22 protein-coding genes and 1 pseudogene are annotated in these 19,263 nt (G+C 70.8%); 9 read left to right on the top strand and 14 right to left on the bottom strand.

Annotated elements, in window-relative coordinates; genetic code table 11:
• The first annotated feature begins 41 nt into the window (after window positions 1-41).
• Genes STRVI_RS26090 through STRVI_RS26080 form a run of 3 tightly spaced genes read left to right on the top strand, consistent with a single transcriptional unit; the run spans window position 42 to window position 1,116 of the window.
• Complete coding sequence (locus STRVI_RS26090; protein ID WP_043236567.1) at window positions 42-407, top strand: DUF2089 domain-containing protein; 366 nt, start codon at window positions 42-44, stop codon at window positions 405-407.
• Window positions 404-664, top strand: a complete 261-nt coding sequence (locus STRVI_RS26085) for a hypothetical protein (RefSeq protein WP_014058628.1) — start codon at window positions 404-406, stop codon at window positions 662-664. The genes STRVI_RS26090 and STRVI_RS26085 overlap by 4 nt, the downstream gene beginning before the upstream one ends.
• 23 nt (window positions 665-687) lie before the next feature.
• A complete protein-coding gene (locus STRVI_RS26080) occupies window positions 688-1,116 on the top strand; it encodes an SHOCT-like domain-containing protein (RefSeq protein ID WP_014058627.1) in 429 nt (142 codons plus the stop codon).
• A 173-nt stretch (window positions 1,117-1,289) separates the two neighbouring features.
• On the opposite strand, the gene STRVI_RS26075 is transcribed toward STRVI_RS26080, so the two are convergent.
• Window positions 1,290-1,865: a hypothetical protein gene (locus STRVI_RS26075; protein WP_014058626.1), complete on the bottom strand. Its 576-nt coding sequence runs from the start codon at window positions 1,863-1,865 to the stop codon at window positions 1,290-1,292.
• A 438-nt stretch (window positions 1,866-2,303) separates the two neighbouring features.
• Between STRVI_RS26075 and STRVI_RS46560 the strand changes: the two genes are divergently transcribed.
• The 4 genes and pseudogenes from STRVI_RS46560 (at window position 2,304) to STRVI_RS26060 (ending at window position 4,180) form a co-directional block, all read left to right on the top strand.
• Entirely contained in the window at window positions 2,304-2,933 is a 630-nt protein-coding gene (locus tag STRVI_RS46560; protein ID WP_014058625.1) for a HutD/Ves family protein, read from the top strand.
• A 98-nt stretch (window positions 2,934-3,031) separates the two neighbouring features.
• Window positions 3,032-3,172 (top strand): annotated as a pseudogene (locus tag STRVI_RS56070) (FAD-dependent oxidoreductase); the annotation flags it as partial.
• A 28-nt stretch (window positions 3,173-3,200) separates the two neighbouring features.
• Entirely contained in the window at window positions 3,201-3,584 is a 384-nt protein-coding gene (locus STRVI_RS26065; protein ID WP_043236566.1) for an FAD-dependent oxidoreductase, read from the top strand.
• Between the two features lie 104 nt (window positions 3,585-3,688).
• Entirely contained in the window at window positions 3,689-4,180 is a 492-nt protein-coding gene (locus STRVI_RS26060; RefSeq protein WP_014058624.1) for a MarR family winged helix-turn-helix transcriptional regulator, read from the top strand.
• 510 nt (window positions 4,181-4,690) lie between these two features.
• Here STRVI_RS26060 and STRVI_RS26055 read toward each other — a convergent pair.
• Window positions 4,691-5,239 carry a GNAT family N-acetyltransferase gene (locus STRVI_RS26055; protein WP_014058623.1) on the bottom strand — a complete coding sequence of 183 codons (549 nt, stop codon included), beginning with the start codon at window positions 5,237-5,239 and terminating at the stop codon, window positions 4,691-4,693.
• A 464-nt stretch (window positions 5,240-5,703) separates the two neighbouring features.
• Here STRVI_RS26055 and STRVI_RS52900 point away from each other — a divergent pair, with 464 nt between their 5' ends.
• Window positions 5,704-5,856: a hypothetical protein gene (locus tag STRVI_RS52900; protein WP_167543222.1), complete on the top strand. Its 153-nt coding sequence runs from the start codon at window positions 5,704-5,706 to the stop codon at window positions 5,854-5,856.
• Window positions 5,857-6,288: 432 nt separating this feature from the next.
• Here STRVI_RS52900 and STRVI_RS52165 read toward each other — a convergent pair whose 3' ends face one another.
• The gene (locus tag STRVI_RS52165; RefSeq protein ID WP_150112920.1) at window positions 6,289-6,810 is read right to left on the bottom strand and encodes a hypothetical protein; all 522 of its coding nucleotides are present in this window, start codon (window positions 6,808-6,810) and stop codon (window positions 6,289-6,291) included.
• Window positions 6,811-6,875: 65 nt separating this feature from the next.
• On the opposite strand from STRVI_RS52165, the gene STRVI_RS26045 reads away from it, so the two are divergent.
• Window positions 6,876-7,556, top strand: coding sequence for a phosphatase PAP2 family protein (locus STRVI_RS26045; RefSeq protein WP_014058622.1), 681 nt, complete (start codon window positions 6,876-6,878; stop codon window positions 7,554-7,556).
• Between the two features lie 12 nt (window positions 7,557-7,568).
• Here STRVI_RS26045 and STRVI_RS26040 read toward each other — a convergent pair whose 3' ends face one another.
• Genes STRVI_RS26040 through STRVI_RS25990 form a run of 11 tightly spaced genes read right to left on the bottom strand, consistent with a single transcriptional unit; the run spans window position 7,569 to window position 19,263 of the window.
• Window positions 7,569-8,894, bottom strand: a complete 1,326-nt coding sequence (locus tag STRVI_RS26040; RefSeq protein WP_014058621.1) for a glutamate-1-semialdehyde 2,1-aminomutase — start codon at window positions 8,892-8,894, stop codon at window positions 7,569-7,571.
• Between the two features lie 7 nt (window positions 8,895-8,901).
• Complete coding sequence (locus STRVI_RS26035; protein WP_014058620.1) at window positions 8,902-9,453, bottom strand: dTDP-4-dehydrorhamnose 3,5-epimerase family protein; 552 nt, start codon at window positions 9,451-9,453, stop codon at window positions 8,902-8,904.
• Window positions 9,450-10,751, bottom strand: coding sequence for a polysaccharide pyruvyl transferase family protein (locus STRVI_RS26030; protein WP_014058619.1), 1,302 nt, complete (start codon window positions 10,749-10,751; stop codon window positions 9,450-9,452). Before STRVI_RS26030 ends, STRVI_RS26035 begins: the two co-directional genes overlap by 4 nt.
• On the bottom strand, window positions 10,748-11,695 hold the full coding sequence (locus STRVI_RS26025) for a glycosyltransferase family 2 protein (protein WP_014058618.1): 948 nt from the start codon (window positions 11,693-11,695) through the stop codon (window positions 10,748-10,750). The genes STRVI_RS26030 and STRVI_RS26025 overlap by 4 nt, the downstream gene beginning before the upstream one ends.
• A complete protein-coding gene (locus STRVI_RS26020) occupies window positions 11,692-12,990 on the bottom strand; it encodes a membrane protein (protein ID WP_014058617.1) in 1,299 nt (432 codons plus the stop codon). Before STRVI_RS26020 ends, STRVI_RS26025 begins: the two co-directional genes overlap by 4 nt.
• 5 nt (window positions 12,991-12,995) lie before the next feature.
• Entirely contained in the window at window positions 12,996-14,318 is a 1,323-nt protein-coding gene (locus STRVI_RS26015) for a DUF4910 domain-containing protein (RefSeq protein WP_043236562.1), read from the bottom strand.
• A complete protein-coding gene (locus STRVI_RS26010; protein ID WP_014058615.1) occupies window positions 14,306-15,331 on the bottom strand; it encodes an NAD-dependent epimerase/dehydratase family protein in 1,026 nt (341 codons plus the stop codon). The genes STRVI_RS26015 and STRVI_RS26010 overlap by 13 nt, the downstream gene beginning before the upstream one ends.
• 3 nt (window positions 15,332-15,334) lie before the next feature.
• Window positions 15,335-15,985, bottom strand: a complete 651-nt coding sequence (locus tag STRVI_RS26005) for a PIG-L deacetylase family protein (protein WP_014058614.1) — start codon at window positions 15,983-15,985, stop codon at window positions 15,335-15,337.
• Window positions 15,982-16,776, bottom strand: a complete 795-nt coding sequence (locus STRVI_RS26000; protein WP_014058613.1) for a glucose-1-phosphate cytidylyltransferase — start codon at window positions 16,774-16,776, stop codon at window positions 15,982-15,984. Before STRVI_RS26000 ends, STRVI_RS26005 begins: the two co-directional genes overlap by 4 nt.
• A 13-nt stretch (window positions 16,777-16,789) precedes the next feature.
• The gene (locus STRVI_RS25995) at window positions 16,790-18,025 is read right to left on the bottom strand and encodes a class I SAM-dependent methyltransferase (protein WP_014058612.1); all 1,236 of its coding nucleotides are present in this window, start codon (window positions 18,023-18,025) and stop codon (window positions 16,790-16,792) included.
• Window positions 18,022-19,263: a glycosyltransferase gene (locus STRVI_RS25990; protein ID WP_014058611.1), complete on the bottom strand. Its 1,242-nt coding sequence runs from the start codon at window positions 19,261-19,263 to the stop codon at window positions 18,022-18,024. Before STRVI_RS25990 ends, STRVI_RS25995 begins: the two co-directional genes overlap by 4 nt.

The raw sequence follows: 19,263 nt of genomic DNA, 5'->3' as shown, positions 1-19,263 counted from the left end.
ACATGAAGTGTGAAGAGGTCGCCGAGAGTAAGGAGTCGAGGATGGACTGGCAGGACCTGACGGACCTGACGCGCGGTCGGCCGTTCGTGGTCGAGCGGGTCCGCCTCGCCGACAGCGGCGTCGCGATCGAGGGGCAGTTCGAGCCGCCGCAGCTGGCCCAACTCGGCATCGACGACCAGATCTTCGTCGCCGCGTTCGTCCGGGCGCACGGATCCATCAAGGAGATGGAGCGGATCTTCGGGGTGAGCTACCCGACCATCAAGTCCCGACTGAAGCGGATCGCCGAGCACCTCGACTTCGTCGACGTCGACCCAGCACCCACCAGCGCCGCCGACGTCGTCGACCGCCTGCGCCGGGGAGAGATCACCACCGAGGACGCCCTGGCCGAACTGGAGCGGGACCGATGATCCCGCAGTTGGTGACGGTGCGCGTGCGCCGTTCCAACGGCCGCCGGGTGCGGGTGTACATCCCCGTGGTGCCGGTGGTGCTGGTGCTGTCGCCGCTGCTGCTGCTCGCCGTGCTGGGCGGGGTGGTCGCCTGCCTCATCTTCCGGATGAGCCCGGGAGGCGCGCTGCGTGGTGCCGGACAGGTGCTGTGGGCGCTGCCCGGCACCCGGTTCGAGATGGAGCAGGGCCGTACAGCCCTGCTGGCCAGCGTGAGATAACTCAGAGAAACGGGAGCACACGCATGAACGAGCAGCGCCGCCAGATCCTGGAGATGCTGGCCGAAGGAAAGATCACCGCGGACGAGGCCGAGCGGCTGATCGAAGCGCTCCAGCGCGAGCAGCCCGAGACGCCACCGGGAACGACGTCCCGCCCGAAGGCCCGTGCCAAGTACCTCCGCGTGGTCATGGACGCCGAGGACGACACCGGCGGCGGCCCCACCCGGCTCAACGTCCGTATCCCGCTGCAACTGCTGCGTGCCGGCGTCCGGCTCACCACCCTGCTCCCACCGGCGGCCATCGCCAAGGTCAACGCGGAGCTGGACAGGGCCGGGGTTCCGATCGACCTCGCCGAGCTCAAGCCGCAGCACCTCGATGACCTCATCGACCATCTCGACGACGTCATCGTCGACCTCGACGACCCCGGCTCCAAGATGCAGGTCTACTGCGAGTGATACGGCCCTGGCTCGCACCGACACCGGCGGTTCCGGCACCCCCGTGGTCTACCTCAACGCCAGCTCGCCACGCAGGGGTACTTGCGGCGAGTCATCGGCGACCTGGGCACGGGGTGGCGGCACATCACCTACGACGAGCGGGCCCGCGGCAGGAAGTCACAACGTTCGGCGGACTACTCCTTCGATGCCGCCGTCCGGTGGGGGCTCGTGGAGTGCTGCTCGGTCCAGCCGGTGGCGGCCACCACTTCGCGCGCGATGTCCGCGACAGCCCGCCCGTCCGTTGCCACCCGCACTGCGTCCGCAGGGGTCCGCTGGTCCAGCAACCGCGCCTTACGACTACTGCTCTCCCATTCCGTCTCCAGCTCCGAGCCGATTTCCCGGTGCTCCAGCCGTTCCCGCGTGGTCGTGTCGGTGGCCGTGAGAAGGACCCGCACGATCCGCACTCCGCTGCCCATGGCCCGCTCGAACATGCCGGTCGTCTCGGCCACCACGCTCAGCGTGTTCGTATAGATCAGACACCGGTAGCCGCGGCGTGCGTAGTTCGTCCACACCGCAGTCAGATTGCTTTCAGTGATCTCCGCACGGCGCGGATCTCCTTCCGGAGCCGGATGCACCTGCCCCATGAAGTCACCGTCGATGAGCGCGTGAGGGACCGCCGCACCTCGCAGCAACGCCGAAACCTCCCACCCCACCGTCGTCTTGCCGACCCCGGCCCGCCCTCCGATGAGCAGCACTTCCGCGTGATCCATGAACGCAGCCTGGCAGCCCACCTCCGTCGCACGCGATCGAATATCGAAGTGCCCTGCAGAAGCGGGCGGTCAGTGCACACGCGGTGCGCTGGCAACACTGGTCGTACCGCTTCGCATGCGGCCCGGGTCTTTCCGGCCGTGGAGTCGCCCACCACCGCGAAGTCGGAGGCGGGGTCACGTCCGCACAGTGAGTCGCATCGACAGTCGTTCGGCGTGCTGCAGCACGAGATTGCCGAACTCCTCCACCCTGGGTCAGCGGCCGCTACATCAAGGAGAACATGAACCCCTACACGGGCACTGCGGGACACTGACCCGGAGCAGGATGAACACCCGCACCGCCCCGCTACTTCGCCGGACCGAAGCCGTACCCCCGACACTCCGACACTCCTGCCACTGAACCCGATCGGCCAGGCCGGCCGGGATGGAGACGAACTCGACATGCAATCACCGAAGAAGCCCTCCGGAGAACCGGGAAACGGCTCGGCGGCGGACACCGCACACATCATCCCGATGGCCACGCTCGAACCACAGGGGTGGGCCAACGGACGAGGCTGGACCCGCGAGATCCACCGTGAGCCCGCCGCGGGTTCCCCGGAGGCGGTCACGTGGCGGCTGAGCCTCGCGGACATCGAGGACACCGGCCCCTTCTCACCCTTTCCCGGGATGCAGCGCCATCTGCTGTCGGCCGCCCCCGTGCCCCTTCAACTGTCCATCGACGGCGTCGTCCACGATCTGCGTTACACCCAGATCGTCACGTTCGGCGGGACCGCCGAAGTGGCCACGACCGCCGTTCACGGCAGGGCGCGGGCGCTCAACCTCATGGTGCGCAGCGGCATCCGCGGCAGCCTCGACCTCCTCGGGGGCGACGCGCAGTTGTCGGTCTCGGCCGCGTGCGCCACCGCTCTGGTGGTCCTCGACGGCATCGTCGTGTTCGGCGGCCGACGGCTGGAGCGTTTCGACACCATCCTTCCTGGCGCCGAAGAGACACCACTCACTCTCCAGGACGCGACCGTGGCCGGGGTGCGCGTCGAGACGTCGGCGACGGATGCCGCGCCCGCCCCCGCCTAGCACCGCCCGAACGCACACCTGACCGCTGACCTGTCCGCTCGCCTGTCCGGCCACCCTGGCATCAGGAGTTCACGACCATCAGTTCGTCGAAGTACCTCGTGATCGGAGCCGGTCTGGCCGGTGCGGCCACGGTCTGGCAGCCCGCCCGCCGCGGCCATGAGGTCACCCTCGTGGAGCGATCGCACCCGGCCGCCGAGGACGGCAGTTCCGATGGCTCGGCCCGCATCTTCCGCTACGCCTACCCGGACCCGTTCTACGCGGATCTCGTTGTCAAGTCGCGGCAGGGAGTTCAACGGCGGCAAGATCCTTCCCTCCGCGGCCGACCAGGACGGCCTGATGGATGCGGCCAACCGCGCCCGGGTGGTGGCCTACGTCAAGCGCTACCTTCCCGGACTGGCCCCAGTCCCGTACGCCGAGACGACCTGCCTGTTCACCAATCCCCCCACCGAGGACTTCCTCGTCGACAGCGCCGCGGGCATCACCCTGGTCTCACCCTGCTCGGGGCACGGCGCCAAGTTCGCACCACTCATCGGCGAGATCGCCGCCGACGTGGCAACGCGATCCTCACCGCCCCCGGAGCAGTTCAGGGTGCCCTCGCGCCTGGGACGGCCCAGGCGCGGTGATGACCAGACGAGCTGTCCCGAATGGTGACGGTGCGCGCAGGAGGGGGAGGAAACGCGCCGCGCCACCGCGACGGTGGTTGATGCGACCTTCGGCAGTGTTCAGGTCGGGCGCGCGGATGTAGCGTTGTGATCATGGACTTCCTGACCGGCACCACCACCGACCAGGCGCCGGCCGATCCGGCTGCCACCGACGACATGCTGGCCAGTCAGCCCATCGGCTACTGGAGTGGTCAGGTTCACGCGGTCGTTACCCGGCATCTGCGTGACGCCATGGCTGGGATCGACGTCACGCAGCCGCAGTACTGGGTACTCAACAGCGTCAAGTACTCGCCTGCGGCGCCGAGCCGCGACGAGATAGCCGCCCAGCTATTGCCCCTCGCGGACGGGCAACACGAGATCCCCCGTGTCGTCGCCCAGTTGCTGCACCGCGGCTGGCTGCGGACCGACGCCGGACATCGTCTGTACCTCACCGAGGCAGGCGAAGCCGCCAGGATGCGGCTGCGCGAGCTGGTAACCGAACTTCGTGCTGTGGTCCACGACGGCATCAGCGATGAGGAGTACGTGGCGGCGCTCAAGGTGCTGCGCCGGATGATCTTCAACGTCGAGGGCGCCAGGAACCCGTAGGTCGCCCCAAGATCGTTCTGTGGCGAGCGACTTGGACACCCTGCTCACCGTGCTTTACCTCCCCACCCCGACCGACCGACCGACGAGGACCAGCCGCGGCTCGGGGTGCACCGCATCGCCATGACCCACCCCACCAGGGGCCCACTAAGCTCACGCACCATGCCGTCGCCGCACACGCCCTCTCCCGCCCCGAACGCCACGGTCATACGCATCGGCCGCCGCAGCGCCAAACAGAAGGGAGAGGCCACCGTCACCGGGATCGTGGGACTCGCGTTCGCGGTGGGCGGCCGGTGGTCGAGACGGTTCAGCGGTACGTCCCGCAGATCTGGCTCGGCGAGTCCCACGCGCGGCGGGCCACATCGGACGCCCCGACAGCAGGGGACACCGGCGACGCATACGAGGCCGTACGTCGTGAACGACGAACCCGCTCGTGACGTAGGAGGCGTTGCGGCCGATCAGCCCGGCTGCGTTCGACGCAGTACGAGGTTCGGGCGGCTGACTGGCACGAGCTCAAGCGGGCGGCGTGACCGGGGACCACACGCCCATCCACTGTTCGGCGCCCCACGCCTCGTACCTGTGCACCTCGGTGAACCCCAGCTTCGCCGCGAGGCGCATCGAGCGGTCGTTGGCGGTCTGGGTGCAGAGCACCACCGGCTCGCCGGGAAGCGCTTCGGCGAACCAGTCGAGTGCCGCCGCGCACGCCTCGGCGGCGTACCCGTGTCCCCATGCCTCCGGCAGGAGCAGGTAGCCGAGTTCGGCCTCCCCGGCATCCGGACGGACATGACTCCGACGCTCCGCGTCGCGCCGGTTCAGCTCGATGGTGCCGATCATCGCTCCGTCGAACTCGATCACGAAAAGGCCGGGGCGCCTCTCGGGCGTCTCGGGCAACGCACGCTCGCACTCATCACGCGGTCGAGGGCCCCCCAGGTAGGTGCCCACCTCCGGCGAGGTGAACAGCTCGATGAACGCCGCACGGTCCCGGGACTCGGACTCGCGGAGCACCAGCCGCTCGGTCTTGATCGGGGCAGGTGGCCAGGCGACGGATCCTGGTTCAGTCATGGCGGGGAATCTATCGCACGCTCGCCGAGCATCACGGGCTCTCACATCTCACGAACAAGGCCACGACTCTTCAAGGCATGAGAGATATCGAGGGGCCAGGAAGAAGCACTGGGCCCCTCGGCAACTGCCGGCGGTGGGCCGGATCGCGAGCGGGCCGAACTCGCCGAAGGCGAAGACCCGGTCCGGGAAACAGCCCAGGATCCCCTTGATCCGGTTCAGCTTCACCTCGCGCTCGGGGTCCAGAGACGCGGAAGATGTTGCGCAGGTGGGCGTCAACGGCGACCTCGTTCGAGGTGGCACCCGAGGCCACCAGGCGTGCGACGGCAACCTCCTGCATGGTCAGCTTCTCGTAGGTTTGCCCGGGCCGGGCTGGACCTTCTCGCCGGTGGCGCGCAGTTCGCCGGCGGCCCGCCGGGCAAAGGCCTCCGCCCCGCCCTGGAAAGCAGCTCGTGGGCGGTGCGCACGTGCTCGCGGCAGTCACGCCGACGGCCTTCGCGCCGCAGCCATTCGCCGTACAAGAGGTGCGCCCGGGCCAGGTAGGGGAGGAGTGGACCCTCGGCGAGCAGGTCGATGGCTTCCCGGTAGTGATCCTCGACGCCAGTCACAAGTCCTCGTGAGTAGGCCGCGACTCCCCGGCCGGTGACGGTTCCGCCGGCCTCTGTGCGCTCGGTGAAGGAGTCCACTGCCTGCGCTGCGGTGATGTGGTCGCCACAACGGACCCACAACGGACCGCAGCTTCGATCAGTTCCGGCAGGGCCGCTCCGGCGAGGAACAGATCACCGTGCTCGGTGGCCTCGCGAGCCGCGGCCGGCGCGGTCGGGTAGTCGGCCAGTCCGTTGTTCAGTATGGCTGTTGTCCAGTGCAGGTTCGTGACCTGTCCCTGATCTCCGGTGGTCGGCGCCGCGGTGGCCGCCTCGCGCAGGCGGAGAACCTCGTCGCGGCGGCCGCGCAGCGCGGCAAGATGTAGCCGGTGGTGGAGCAGCGGGGGTGTGCCGGTCGCGCCGGCGATCGCTGCCTCCTCCGCGGTGGTGGCGATCGCCTGCCCGATGTCACCGATCAGGGTGGCGTCGACCGCCTTCTGCGCGAGGCCGAGCCTGAGCAGCAGCGGCGAGCCGTCCCAGGGCCGCCAGACCGATGCGGAACGGGTCCGGTGTGCCCTCGGCCAACCCGAAGGCCACCCGCAGGGCGTCAGCATGCCGGTCCGGCAGCTCGGTGGGGTGCTTCAGCATCCTTCCCCCACCCTTGCGCTGCAGCGCGCGGGTGATCCGGTCCGCCCTTTCCTTATGGAGTGGTTTCGACTCCTTGTGCCGATTGTTGGTTAGGATGACGTCGGACACGACGGGGGGCTCGCGTTGGATCGCCTGGCTGGAGCGGACCTGGAATTCGGCCCGGCCCAGTTCGTGCTTGCGGGATTCAATCGCCGCCACGCAGGGGGTTGCGGCGCGGTCGGGTTCGACGATGAAGTGCGGGCTTGCGCCGGGGCGGTAGAAGCAATCGGCGACCGGTGCCCGCAACGCGGTGCCCTTGGCGCGGTCCCGCTGCGCGGGCAGGGCGGCGGCGTCATCGCGCAACGCCCGACGCTGCGCACGGCAGACAAGAAGGCCACTACCGCAGGCCGACCGGACGCGGTGGGCGTGTGACCGGCCGGTCGGCGCCTGCGGTGCTGCCCCCATCGCTGCGCGTGTGGCTCGGGCCGATCGCGGCTCTCGCCGCGCTGGTGGTCGTCGTGCTCGGGGTCCGGTTTGCCGGTGACAGCAAGCCCGGCATGGTGGACGCGCGGATCTGGGCGGCGGTGGACGGTATGGGGTCGCCGTGGCGGCACGTCGCTCTGGCCACGGACTTCTTGGGGGAGCCAGTGGGAGCGGCGACGCTGGTCGTGGCCACCGTGACGGGTTGCCTGCTGCTTCGGCGTCCTCGCGCGGCGGTGCTCGTCGTTGTCGGCGCCGGCATGACCGTGGGGACCGCGACCCTGCTCAAGTCCCTGGTGGGACGCACCATCCACGGCGCCGACAACCTTTCCTACCCGAGCGGGCACACCGCCTTCCTCACCGCGCTCGCCCTCGTGGTGGCGCTGCTCGCGACCGGTCGGCTCGGCCTCGGCAGGACGGCCGGCACGTCACTCGTGCTCGCCGCGGCGCTGGTTGCCGGCGCCGCCATGGGCTGGGCGCAGGTGGCCCTGGGCGCGCACTACCCGACCGACGTCCTCGGCGGCTGGTGCACCGCGCTGGCGGTGATTCCGGCGACCGCGTGGCTGGTCGACCGGATGGCTGACCGGGTCGATCGGATGGCCGACGCCGGTCGGTGGGAGCGTCGCTGACGTTACGTTACGTCACGCCAAGCGGCGGAATACGGGTTTCACCGGTCGTCCGGCCAGCCAGGGAGTGGGGTCAGCGGCCTCCAGTGCCTTCCGGTATACCGCACACGCCTCGGCCACCACATCGACGGTGTGATCGATGTCGGCGTCGCCGAGCGCGCTGCTCACCACGAACGACGGGGCCAGCACCCCGCCGGCGAGGAGCCGGCGCAGGAACAGGGTGCGGTACTGCTGCGACGGCTGCCGGTTCTCGTCGAGGGTGGCGAAGACCAGGTTGCTGGCTCGGCCCCGGATGACGAGGTGGTCGCCGACGCCCATACTCGCCGCGGCCTCCCGGACACCCGCCGCCAACCGCGCCCCGAGGGCGTGCAGTTGGGCGGTGACGCCTTCCTCGGCATAGGTGGTCTGGACGGCCATCGCGGCGGCCAGCGAGTGGGTTTCCGCGCCATGCGTGGTGGACAGCAGGAACACCCGGTCGCCGGAGTGACGCAGCCCACCCAGCTCCATCAGTTCGCGGCGCCCGGCCAGCGCGGAGACGGCGAATCCGTTGCCCAACGCCTTGCCGAACGTGGAGAGGTCGGGGACGACGCCGTACAGGCCCTGGGCGCCCGCCTCGGACCAGCGGAAGCCGGTGATCATCTCATCGAAGATCAGTACGCAGCCGTGCCGGTCGGCCAGCTCGCGCAGTCCGGCGAGGTACCCCAGTGGCGGCTCGCTATGGGTGGCGGGTTCGAGGATCAGGCAGGCGACCTCGTCCTGGTACCGGGTGAGCAGCTCCTCCGCGGCGGCCAGGTCCCCGTAAGGGAAGGCCACGGTGAGCTCGTTGGTCGCCGCCGGAACGCCAACGGACATCGGCGTGGTGCCGATGAACCAATCGTCGACGGAGAAGAACGGATGGTCGGCGCAGATGGCCACCCGCGGGCGCCCGGTGGCGGCGCGGGCGAGGCGCACCGCGGCGGTGGTGGCGTCGGAGCCGTTCTTCGCGAACTTCACCATCTCGGCGGTCGGCACCGTGGCCAGGAAGCGTTCCGCGGCCTCGACCTCCACGATGGACGGCCGGACGAAGTTGCTGCCGCGGTCGAGTTCCCGCCGCACCGCCTCGTTCACACGTGGGTGGGCGTGGCCGAGGCTGACCGACCGCAGGCCGGAGCCGTACTCGAGGTAGCGGTTGCCGTCGATGTCCCACACGTGGGCACCGCGGCCGTGGCTGATGACCGGGGCCAGGTTCTCGGGGTACTGGTCGTCGCCCTTGGCGTAGGTGTGCGCGCCCCCGGGGATCATGGCGTGCAGCCGCTCGTTGGCGGTCCGCGACAGCGGCAGGTGAAGCGCTTCGGTGTCCACGGGGACCTCAACTTCCTCTGTGCTTCAGGACCTCGGCGAGGCTCGGCGCCTCCCGGTCCCGCTGGGACATCGATGTGATCGGCAGCGGCCAGGGAATGGCGAGCTCCGGGTCGTCGAAGGCGATCGTCACGTCCTCGGCCGGATCGTGCGGGCGATCGATCCGGTAGGAGGTGTCGGCGGTTTCGGTCAGTGCCTGGAAACCGTGCGCGCACCCCGCCGGGATGTACAGGGTCCTCTGCGTCTCGCCGGACAGCTCGAAGAAGGCCCGGCCCAGGTAGGTCGGCGAGTCCGTCCGCAGGTCCGCGACGACGTCGAAGATCCTCCCGTACGAGCACCGCACCAGCTTGGCCTCACCGGCTCCGGAGCGCAGATGCAGGCCGCGCAGCACGCCCCGGACCGAGCGGGACAGGCTGTCCTGGACGAAGGCGTCCGGGTCGAGGCCCACCGAGCGGACCACATCGGCGTCGAAGGTGCGGCAGAAGAAGCCACGTTCGTCGGCGTACGGCGTCGGCTCGAACAGGTACGCACCCGTGATCGCCGGGACTTCGATCGCTTTCATGGAGCCTCCTGGCGGGCGCGGGCGCGGGCGCGGGCGTGGTCGTGGTCGTGGTCGTGGTCGGTCGCCGGGAACAGGGCCGCGGTCAAGGCGGCGAATTGCTGCCCGAGTTGCCGGGCGGCGGCCAGGTTCCGCTCGGTGAGGGTCTGCCGCAGCTCGGCCGATCGCTTCTCCAACGCCCGGAACTGCTCGAGCAGCCGGTCGGCGTCGACCTCGCGCGCCGGGTGGCAGTACGCGCCGAGGCCCATCCGATCCATGAGCGCGTCGCTCTTCGCCGCGTAGCTGAGGGCGAGCACCGGCGTGCCGGTCTTCAGCGCGCAGATCAGGTTGTGGTACCGGATCGCCACCACGGTGTCGGCAGCCACCATCTCGTTCATCAGGTCGGCCAGTGAGGACGGCTCGGCAGCGGTGACCAGCGGTGAGTCAACCGCGTCGAGGATCGCGGCGACCACCGACGCATCGCACTCGTCGCCGGTGAGCAGCCGGACCGGCCTGCCCTCCTCGACCAGCGCACGGACGAACCGGATCGTCCCGTCGAGGTAGCGCCGGTATATCTCATCGGCCCGGGCACGGTCGTCGTTGCCGCCGTGGAAGTCCATGACACCGACGCAGACCGGGCCCGGCGAGCCCGAGGGCGCTTCTCCAAGCTCTCCGCCAGGCTCCGAGCAGGGGATACCCCATTCCCGCGGCGTCGGCAGGGCGAATGCCAGGTCCGGGTAGACCTCGTCGCGCGCGGTGTCCACGCCCATCGCCCGCATCGCGTCGCGGGACCGGGCGTCCCGGTACGACCGGTACGCGGCCAGCCGCGCCGACCAGCGCACCAGCGCCCGGGTGGGCCGGTTGCCGATCTCGGCGGCGCCGACGCTGACCAGCGCGACCCGGGTGTGGAGCAGCCGCCCACTCGCGCAGAGCAGGAACAGCGAGTACGGGAAGCCCCAGGGCCGCAGCGGCAGTGTGGCCTCCAGGACGCCCATGCCCGGCACGATCACCACGTCGTGCCGACGCACCCAGGCGGCGGTGCGGAAGACGTCGACGAGTTTGCCCAGGCCCTTCCCCGCGATCGCGCCCGCACGTGACGCGGTCCGGTACTCCCCGCGGTACCAGTGCAGCCGCGTCGCGGGGATCTGGAACCGGGTCGTCACGGCCTCGGGTCCGCCGCACAGCGCGTCCACGACCGCCTCCGGGTGCTCGGCGCGGAGGTACCCGAGGACGGCCTCCAGCGAACCGTCGTTGCCGAGGTTGCCGGAGCCGAGCAGGCCGAACACCCCGACGCGCACCGGAGTTTCGTCCGCGGACGTCATGTCTGCCTCCCCTCGCGGCCGGCGACGAGGGCGTCGACGGAGACCGTGAGCAGGGCCGGGTCGACCGGGGTGCGGTCCTCGACCCGCTCGCCGGCGCCCGGCCGGACCCGGCTGGTCATCCATGCGGCCAGGTGGCGGTAGCACGCGCGCCGGCCGGCCGGGGACAACGGCGCCCGCCGGATCGCGGAGGCGAAGCCCCAGATGTACTCGGCGAGCAGCCGGGGCGTCGGGTGCAGCTTGCCCGCCCGGCGCGGGTCCAGGTTGACGCACCGGGAGCGCTTGGACGGGTTCGCCCGCTCGGCGCGGGTGGGGTGGTCGCGGCGGAAGTACAGCAGCTCCGGCACCTGGTGGAAGGGCCCGTGCAGGGTGATCTCGGCGACGAACGTGCGGTCCGCGTGGTGGTAGCTGTCCATCGGCTTCACCCGGCGCAGCATCTCGGCCCGCATCACCCCGTAGAAGTCGTCGCCACCCGGCTCGAACAGCAGACTCCGGAAGCGCTCCGGCGGGTGCGGCGAGTCGGTGGCGAGCGTGTACTCATAGGGGACCTTCACCTGGCCGTCGCCGTCGATGACCGCCTGGTCGGCGTGGGCGAGGATGACCTCCGGCCGCTCGTCCAGCGCCTCCACACAGCGCCGCAGCAGGTCCCGGCCGTACAGGTCGTCGTGCGAGGCCCACTTGAACAGCTCGCCGCGGGACTGGGCGAACACATGGTTGTGGTTCGGCGTGGCGCCGATGTTCCGGGGCAGCCGGAGATACCGGATGCGTGAGTCCTTCGCGGCGTACGCGCGGCAGATGTCCTGGGTCCCGTCGGTCGAGGCGTTGTCGGAGATGACCAGCTCGAAGTCCTCGTAGGTCTGGCCGAGCAGGGCGTCGAGCGACTCGGCCAGGTACTCCTCGCCGTTGTACACGGGCAGGCCGATGCTCAGCCTGGGGTGGGCGGTCATGATGTCCTCACTTCGGGGATGGGATCGCGGTGGCGCTCGCGCAGGGCGGACCGAAGCTGCTGCCACCACACGGCGGAGCCGCTGATGGTCGCGGCGGCGACGCCCCAGGCCGAGCCGACCGTGCCGGCGACGGCGGCCCCGCCGAGCCCGCCGCCGACGTAGCAGGCGGAGGCGAACAACTGGCAGCGCAGGCTGCGCCGGGCCGCGCCGAGCGCGCGCAGCCCGGCCGCCGCGCCGGTACCGAGGCCCGCGCCCGCGACGCCGAGGGTGATCGGCACGATGAGTTCCGAGGCGGAGTGCCAGACGTCGCCGAGCGCCAGCTCGCCGAGCCGGCCGGGCATCAGCAGCAGCGCTGTGCCCCAGAGCAGCGCGCCGACGGCCTGCCCGCCGCCGAGCAGGAGGCAGAACCTGCCCAGTTGATGCGGGGCCTGCCGCAGCACCCGTGCCGCCTCCGGGACGGTGACCAGCGAAAGCCCCATGAGCACGGCGAGGAACGGGCCGAGCAGGAGCTCGGCGCCCCGCACCGCACCCACCGCGCCGACCCCGACGATCGCGCCGAGCCCGTACGCCCGCAGCTGGCTCGCGCCACTGAGGCTGACGTTCTCGACCAGGTACCGGTAGCCGAGATCGCGCTGCTCGCGAAGCCACCCGCGCGCCTCGGTCATCCGGGGCCGGATGCCGGACTGGAGGTAGCCGTACCCCGCCGCCACCGTGGCGGACGCGCCCCAGGCGAGCAGATAAGCGGCCACGCTGCCCACACGGGCCGCCACCACCATGGCCGGGACGAGCGCGACACCCCACACGACGTCGTTGACGAATGCCTTCCGCCCACTGCCGGCGGCGAAGAACGAGAACCGCCAGGCGTCCTGGAGCAGCAGCCCCGGCAACATGACACCAAGGGCCGCGAACGCGGGCCCCACGCGGCCGCCGACGCCGAGCCCGGCCACCAGACACGCCGCGCCGATGGCCGCGCCGGCACCGAGTGCGGTACCCGTCGACCGGGTCACCGCCCCGCGCCAGGACGCCTCCGACACGCCGCTGAAGCGCACCACGAGCGGGTCGGTGGCAAGGCCGCGGGAGACGTTGAGCACCACGCCGTAGGTCACCCAGGCGAGGCTGAACACGCCGAACGCGGTCACCCCCAGCGAGCGGGCCACGTAGATGCCCACCACGAAGTTGGACATGCTGGAGGCCGCCTGGTCGGCCAGTCCCCAGGACAGCCGGCCGACGAGGGCCCGCCGGGCGGACCGGGCCGGTGGCGCCGTTTTCTGCGGATTCTCCTCCTCGGTGGTCATCGGCGTCATGCCTTGATCAGCCCGGCGCCGTGCAGGGCGCCGGCCGCGAGGGCGACGGTGTCGAACGGCAGCCCGGACCGCTCGGCGACGTCCAGCAGACTGTGCTCGCCGTCGGAGAGGCTGAGCACCCAGAGCATGGCCATCTGGGACTGCTTCGCGTCGCTGCGGCCGCCGAGCGAGTCGTACAACCCGCGTCGGCCCAGTTGTGGCTCGCCATAGGGGCTGAGGTTGACGTACCGCCGGTTGCGGTCGAGGACGGCGAACGCCTCGCGGCAGACGGCGAGGGTGTCCGCCATCGCCTCGGGGGAGACGAAGTCCGGGTTGTCCGCCGAGGTGTGGTACTCGGGGTACCCGGCGTACGGGGTCCGGCTGAGGGAGCCCACCCCGAGATCGAACCCGGGTGAGCAGTACTGCCGCTCGTCGTAGCCGTACGGAGTGAACTCCGCTACGCGGTGCGGGCGTTCGGAGGCGGTCAGCACATGCCGCAGCACCCGGTCGATCTCCGCGTCGCCGCGCCTGCTCTGCTTGTACGTCAGTTGGCCCGAGTCGCCGGCGCAGGCCAGCACCAGCCCGTGCCTGACGCTTCCCCCAGCTCTCGGCTCCGCTCGAGCAGGGGATACCCCATTGATTCGCTCCGCGTTGCGGGCCAGCCAGGTGATCGCCCCGATGGTGCCGGGCGCGTAGATGAACCGGTAGGTGTAGTAGGGCGTTTCCTGCGCCAGCGCCCGGGCCAGGAACGTCGCCACCGCGATGCCGGCCAGGTTGTCGTTGGCCAGCGACGGGTGGCAGACATGGCAGGAGACGATCACCTCGTCGGAGACCTGCCCGGGAACCACGTGCTCGGCGTAGGTGAGATGGCCGTCTTCGAGCGTGGAGTCGATGCGCACCTCGTAGTCGCCGTCCGGCAGCGCGTCCAAGGTCTCCTGGGCCAGGCAGAACCCCCATTCCGGCTGGTAGTAGCTGGTGCGGTACGGCACCCAACTCGGGTGGTCCGGAAGGGTGTGCAGATGCGCGCGGAGCTCGGCCAGCGGCATGGTCGCCGACACCGGCACGCTGTAGCCGAGCGCGTGCAGGCTGGACGCGGCGAAGTCGACGACCCGGTGGCCGGTGGAGTCGGCGATATACGCGTCCCGGATGTTCCACTCCTGCGGCACCGTCCAGTCGAGGACCTGAGTCCCGGTCGGCACCTCGTACACCTGGAGCGGGATGTACTCGCGGACGATGTCCAGGGTGGCGCGCACACCGTCGCCGGTGATGCTCCGGCAGAGCGGGTACAGCCGCTCCACCAGCGTATGCATCTCTTCGCCGACCGCGGTCACCGGCGCCACCGCAGGGTGTTGTCGACGGCGCCGGCGTCGGACGCCGCGCGCAGCACGGCAAGCCGGGTGAAACGTTGCTCGAAGTCCTCCCGGGTCAGCCCGAACTTCCGGTAGGCATCGGCGAGTTCCAGCGCGCCCCGCTTCACCGTCCACTCGCAGTCGAAGCCGGGTATCGCGGCGCGGAACCGGGAGAAGTCCACCCGGTACGACCGCGGATCGGCACCGGTCTCCCCGGTGATCACCACCTTCGCGCCGGACACCGCCTCGGCGACCTGTTCGGCGATCTCGGCGACCGTGACGTTGTTGGTCTCGCTGCCGATGTTGAACGCCCGGTCGTGCACCGCTTCCCGCGGCGCGGTCAGCGCGGCCGCGAAGGCCCGTGCGATGTCGGCGGCGTGCACCAGCGGGCGCCAGGGAGTGCCGTCGGAGAGCACGAGCACCTCGCCGGACAGGAGGGCGTGGCCCACCAGGTTGTTCAGCACGATGTCGGCGCGCAGCCGGGGCGAGTAGCCGAAGGCGGTGGCGTTGCGCATGAACACCGGGGTGAAGTCGTCGTCGGCCAGCGTGTGCAGGTCGTCCTCCACCCGTACCTTGGACTCCGCGTACGGCGTCACCGGGCGCAGCGGGGCGTCCTCGGCCACCAGGCCGTCGCCGCCTGTGGCGCCGTAGACCGAGCAGGTGGACGCGTACAGGAAGCGCCGCACTCCGGTGTCGCGGGCCAGCCGGGCAAGGCGTACGGACGCGTGGTGGTTGATGTCGTAGGTGAGTTCCGGCGCGAGCGATCCCAGCGGGTCGTTGGAGAGCGCGGCCAGGTGGATCACGGCGTCCACCCCGGCCACGTGTGCGGCCGTGACGTCGCGCAGGTCCACCCGGTGCCCCGGCGGGTCCGCGGGCGGCTCGCCCAGGACGCAGTCGGCGAACAGGCCGGCGTCAAGGCCGACGACCTCGTGCCCGGCGGCCGCGAGGACCGGGGCCATCACGGTGCCCAGATAGCCCTGGTGTCCGGTCAGCAGTACGCGCAAGGTTCAACCCCCCAGGTTGAGCGTGAGTTTGGTGACGGCGAACGCCTCGGCATAGCGGGCGTGGCATTCGATGCCGCGGATCCGGGCAAGGCCGAGGAAGGCCTCCCGGTCGTACCAGGGCCGGTGCCGCTGCGAGGGGTAGTGCTCCTGCAGCAGCCGCACCTTCTGTTCGGCGATCTCCGGCGACAGCGGCTGGTACGCCGCCGGACGGCCGAGATCGCCGTCCCACTTGACGATCTCGTAGCCGAGCACGAGGTGGTCGCGGAACGCGGTGGGCAGCAGCTCCGCCAGGCCGCGGTGATCCTGGTGCGCGTCATCGGTACGCGGGGCGAGGACCAGGTCCGGTTCGGTCCGCGCGCGCAGCTCCTCGACCGCGGCCTTGGCCTCCTCCCAGTGCGCGGGCATCCGCCCGTCCGGCAGCTTGAGCACGGTCAGCCGCAGGTCGGCGCCCGGGCAGAAGGCGGCGAGTGCGGCCTGCTCCTCCTGCTCCCGGTCGGTGCCGCCGCCGGAGAGCACCAGCGCGTCGACGCGGCTGCCCCGCCGCGCGCCGCACAGCGTCAGCAGCGTGCCGCCGGCGCCGATGGCGATGTCGTCGCAGTGCGCGCCCACCGCGACGATCCGGTCCAGGTGGCGCCCGGCCCCGAGCCGGATCACGCGCTCACCCCCGCGCCGTCGCGCTCCCACACGGCCCACGGGCGCTCGCCCCGGGCGTACGCCTCGTCGAGCGCGGCCCGCTCCTTCACCGTGTCGGTCGGCTTCCAGAAGCCGCGGTGCTGGTGCGCCACCAGCCGTCCCTGCTTGGCCAGTTGGGCGCATCCGTCGGCGACCAGGTCCCCGTTCTCCGGTATGTGGTCGAAGACCTCCTGGCGGAGTACGAAGTAGCCGCCGTTCTCCCACAGCGGCATGTCGCTCACCGCGGTGATGCCTCCCACCAGGCCGTCCTCACCCAGGTCCACGCAGTGGAACGAGGACTGCGGCGGTACCACCATCATCGAGGCACCGGCGTCGCGCCGGGCGAAGTTCTCGATCATCTCCGGCAGCGGGGCGTCGGTGAGCACGTCGGCGTAGTTGGCGAGGAACATCTCGTCCCTGTCCAGGTGGTGCCGCACCCGGCGCAGCCGCTCCCCGATCGGCGACTCGATGCCGGTCTGCGCGAATGTGATCGTCCACTGGGCTATGTCGGTGGACAGCAGCTCGGTCCGCCCGCCCCGCAGCACGAAGTCGTTGGACGTCGCCTCCTCGTAGTTGAGGAAGAAGTTCTTGATGTGGTGGGCCCCGTAGCCGAGGCACAGGATGAACTCCGTGTGCCCGAAGTGCGCGTAGTAGCGCATGACATGCCAGATCAGCGGTCGCGGCCCGACCATCGCCATCGGCTTGGGCACGTCGTCTGCAGCACCGCTGCGCATGCGCATCCCGTAACCGCCGCAGAACAGAACGACCTTCATGCTGGGACCTCTTTCAAGATGCGACCTCGACAATGCTCAGATCCGGGATGGGAAAGACGAGCCGGCCGCCCCAGTCGTGCACGAAGGACAACTGCTCGACCAGCTCGGCCCGCAGGTTCCACGGGAGGACGAGGACGTAGTCCGGCTTGTCGGCGGCTATCTGCTCGGGCGGCAGGATCGGGATACGGGTGCCCGGGGTGAACCTGCCGTGCTTGTAGGGGTTGCGGTCGACCGTGTACGGGAGCAGGTCGGGCCGGATGCCGCAGTGGTTGAGCAGGGTGTTGCCCTTGCCCGGGGCGCCGTAGCCGACCACCGTCTCGCCGCGCTCGGCCGCCTCGACGAGGAACCGCAGCAGGTCCCGGCGTACCTTGGCCACCCGGACGGAGAACTCGGTGTATCCGGACAGCTCCTGCAGCCCGGCGGCCTTCTCCCGGGCCAGCACGTCGGCCACCTGCCGGGTGGGCTCGCCGGCCGCTTCGGCCGGCCGGGCCCACAGCCGGATGGAGCCGCCGTGCGTGGGCAGCAACTCGACGTCCACGAGCGCGAGTCCGCCACTCGCAAGGGCCCGCATCGCGGACGCGACCGTGTAGTACTGGAAGTGCTCGTGGTAGATCGTGTCGTACTGGTTCTCCTCGATCAGGGTCAGCAGGTGCTGCACCTCGATGGAGACCCAGCCGTCGTCGGCCACCAGGGCGCGCAATCCCCGGGTGAACCCGACCACGTCGGGGATGTGCGCGTACACGTTGTTGGCCACGACCAGGTCCGCCGGGCCGTGGTCGGCGCGGACGCCCGAGCCGGTGGCCGGGTCCAGGAACTCCGTGAGCGTGGGCACCCCCGCCTCCCGCGCCGCGGCGCCGACGTTCACCGACGGCTCGATGCCGAGGCAGCGGATCCCGCGGGCCACCACGTGCCTCAGCAGGTACCCGTCGTTGCTCGCCACCTCGACCACGAAGGCGTCGGGGCCGAGCGGAAGCCGCTGTACGGCGTCGGCGACGAACGTGCGCGCGTGCTCCACCCAGGAGGTCGAGTAGGAGGAGAAGTACGCATACTCCTTGAACGTCTCCTCCGGCGTGATCAGCGGTGGGATCTGCGCCAGCCAGCAGTCGGTGCAGACCCGCAGGTGCAGCGGGTACGCCGGCTCCGGTTGATCCAGTTGGTCCGCGGCGAGAAAGCTCTCACATGGTGGCGTCGCCCCGAGGTCGACGACGCTCGCCATCGCTTCCGAGCCGCAGAGTCGGCATCGTGTCATCTACTGTCCCCATCCCCCCTGCTCGCGCGGGTGTCCCCGCCGCGAGCCAGTGCTGACCGACCCGCGATCGCGGTGCGGTACCCCTCCACCAGGCGCTCCAGCCCGACGGCCGGGCTGAAACCCTGCTCGTAACGGCGCCGGGCCGCCTGGCCCATCTCCCGGTTGCGGGCCGGCTCGGTCGTGATCCGGCGTATCCGGGACGCGAGCGAGGCGGACTCGCCCGGCCGGTGCAGCAGCCCGGTCACCCCGTCCTCGACGAGTTCGACGAAGGCGCCGTGACCGGCGGCGACGGTCGGGACCCCCGCCGCCATCGCCTCCACGACCACCAGGCCGAACGCCTCCAGCCACGTCGAGGGAGCCACCACGGCGACCGACCGCGCGATGGCCGTTCGGCACTCCGCCGGGTCCAATAGGCCGACGTAGCGCACATCGTCCCGGCCCGCCGCCCAGGCGGTCACCTCTCGCTCCAGTGGTCCCGTGCCGGCGATCGCGAGCGGGACGCCCACACCGCCGCTCGCCGCGATCTCGTCCCACGCGGCCATCAGCAGCCGCACGCCCTTGGCCTCCGCGAGCCGGCCGAGATAGAGCAGATGCTCTCCCTCGCCCACTCGGCAAGTGCCCGGCTCCGGAACGAAGTTGTGCTTCACCGCCAGCCGGTCGGCCGGCATGCCGGACCGCACCAGGACGTCGCGCTGCGCCGCGGAGATGCAGAAGAACCGCTCCACACCGGACCACCACCGCCGCCGGTTGACCGACAGGCTGACCGCTAGCGGCACCGTCGCCAGGCGGGAGTTCCGGTAGCAGCCGTGCCGGACGGCGGGCAGCGGCGCCGATCCGACGCACTCGGTGCACGCTCGGCCGTCCCGCTGCAGCGTGCCGGGCGGGCAGACCTGGGTGTAGTTGTGCAGCGTGGCGACGGCGGGCACGCCGACGTCGGCGCAGGCGGCAAGCACCGCGGGCGACAGGAGCGGGAAGACGTTGTGGACGTGCACCACGTCCGGCCGCTCGGCGCGCAGCCGGGCGGCGAGCTCCGCGCGGACCGCCGGATTCCACGGCACCAGCAGCGGCACCGCGGCCTTGCCGAGGAGGGACCGGGCGGCGATGTCGTCGCTGCGCCGCTCGAACACCTCGACCCGGTGGCCGGCCTCGCGCAGCAGCGCCACCTCCTGGTCGACGACCTTGTTCTCCCCGCTCGGCTGCGCCGAGGCGTAGCGGTTGTGTATCACGAGGACCTGCAT

It is taken from the genome of Streptomyces violaceusniger Tu 4113 (assembly GCF_000147815.2).
Classification (GTDB): domain Bacteria; phylum Actinomycetota; class Actinomycetes; order Streptomycetales; family Streptomycetaceae; genus Streptomyces; species Streptomyces violaceusniger_A.
Note: the sequence above shows the minus strand (reverse complement) of the source record. Positions and strands in the feature narration are given on the sequence as shown.

Coding starts and splice junctions, on each gene's coding strand:
- STRVI_RS25990 (WP_014058611.1), bottom strand. CDS start 19,263: ATGCAGGTCCTCGTGATACACAACCGCTACGCCTCGGCGCAGCCGAGC.
- STRVI_RS26060 (WP_014058624.1), top strand. CDS start 3,689: ATGGACTTCCTGACCGGCACCACCACCGACCAGGCGCCGGCCGATCCG.
- STRVI_RS26000 (WP_014058613.1), bottom strand. CDS start 16,776: ATGAAGGTCGTTCTGTTCTGCGGCGGTTACGGGATGCGCATGCGCAGC.
- STRVI_RS25995 (WP_014058612.1), bottom strand. CDS start 18,025: ATGACACGATGCCGACTCTGCGGCTCGGAAGCGATGGCGAGCGTCGTC.
- STRVI_RS26075 (WP_014058626.1), bottom strand. CDS start 1,865: ATGGATCACGCGGAAGTGCTGCTCATCGGAGGGCGGGCCGGGGTCGGC.
- STRVI_RS26090 (WP_043236567.1), top strand. CDS start 42: ATGGACTGGCAGGACCTGACGGACCTGACGCGCGGTCGGCCGTTCGTG.
- STRVI_RS26030 (WP_014058619.1), bottom strand. CDS start 10,751: ATGACGTCCGCGGACGAAACTCCGGTGCGCGTCGGGGTGTTCGGCCTG.
- STRVI_RS46560 (WP_014058625.1), top strand. CDS start 2,304: ATGCAATCACCGAAGAAGCCCTCCGGAGAACCGGGAAACGGCTCGGCG.
- STRVI_RS26055 (WP_014058623.1), bottom strand. CDS start 5,239: ATGACTGAACCAGGATCCGTCGCCTGGCCACCTGCCCCGATCAAGACC.
- STRVI_RS26020 (WP_014058617.1), bottom strand. CDS start 12,990: ATGACCACCGAGGAGGAGAATCCGCAGAAAACGGCGCCACCGGCCCGG.
- STRVI_RS26025 (WP_014058618.1), bottom strand. CDS start 11,695: ATGACCGCCCACCCCAGGCTGAGCATCGGCCTGCCCGTGTACAACGGC.
- STRVI_RS26035 (WP_014058620.1), bottom strand. CDS start 9,453: ATGAAAGCGATCGAAGTCCCGGCGATCACGGGTGCGTACCTGTTCGAG.
- STRVI_RS26080 (WP_014058627.1), top strand. CDS start 688: ATGAACGAGCAGCGCCGCCAGATCCTGGAGATGCTGGCCGAAGGAAAG.
- STRVI_RS26085 (WP_014058628.1), top strand. CDS start 404: ATGATCCCGCAGTTGGTGACGGTGCGCGTGCGCCGTTCCAACGGCCGC.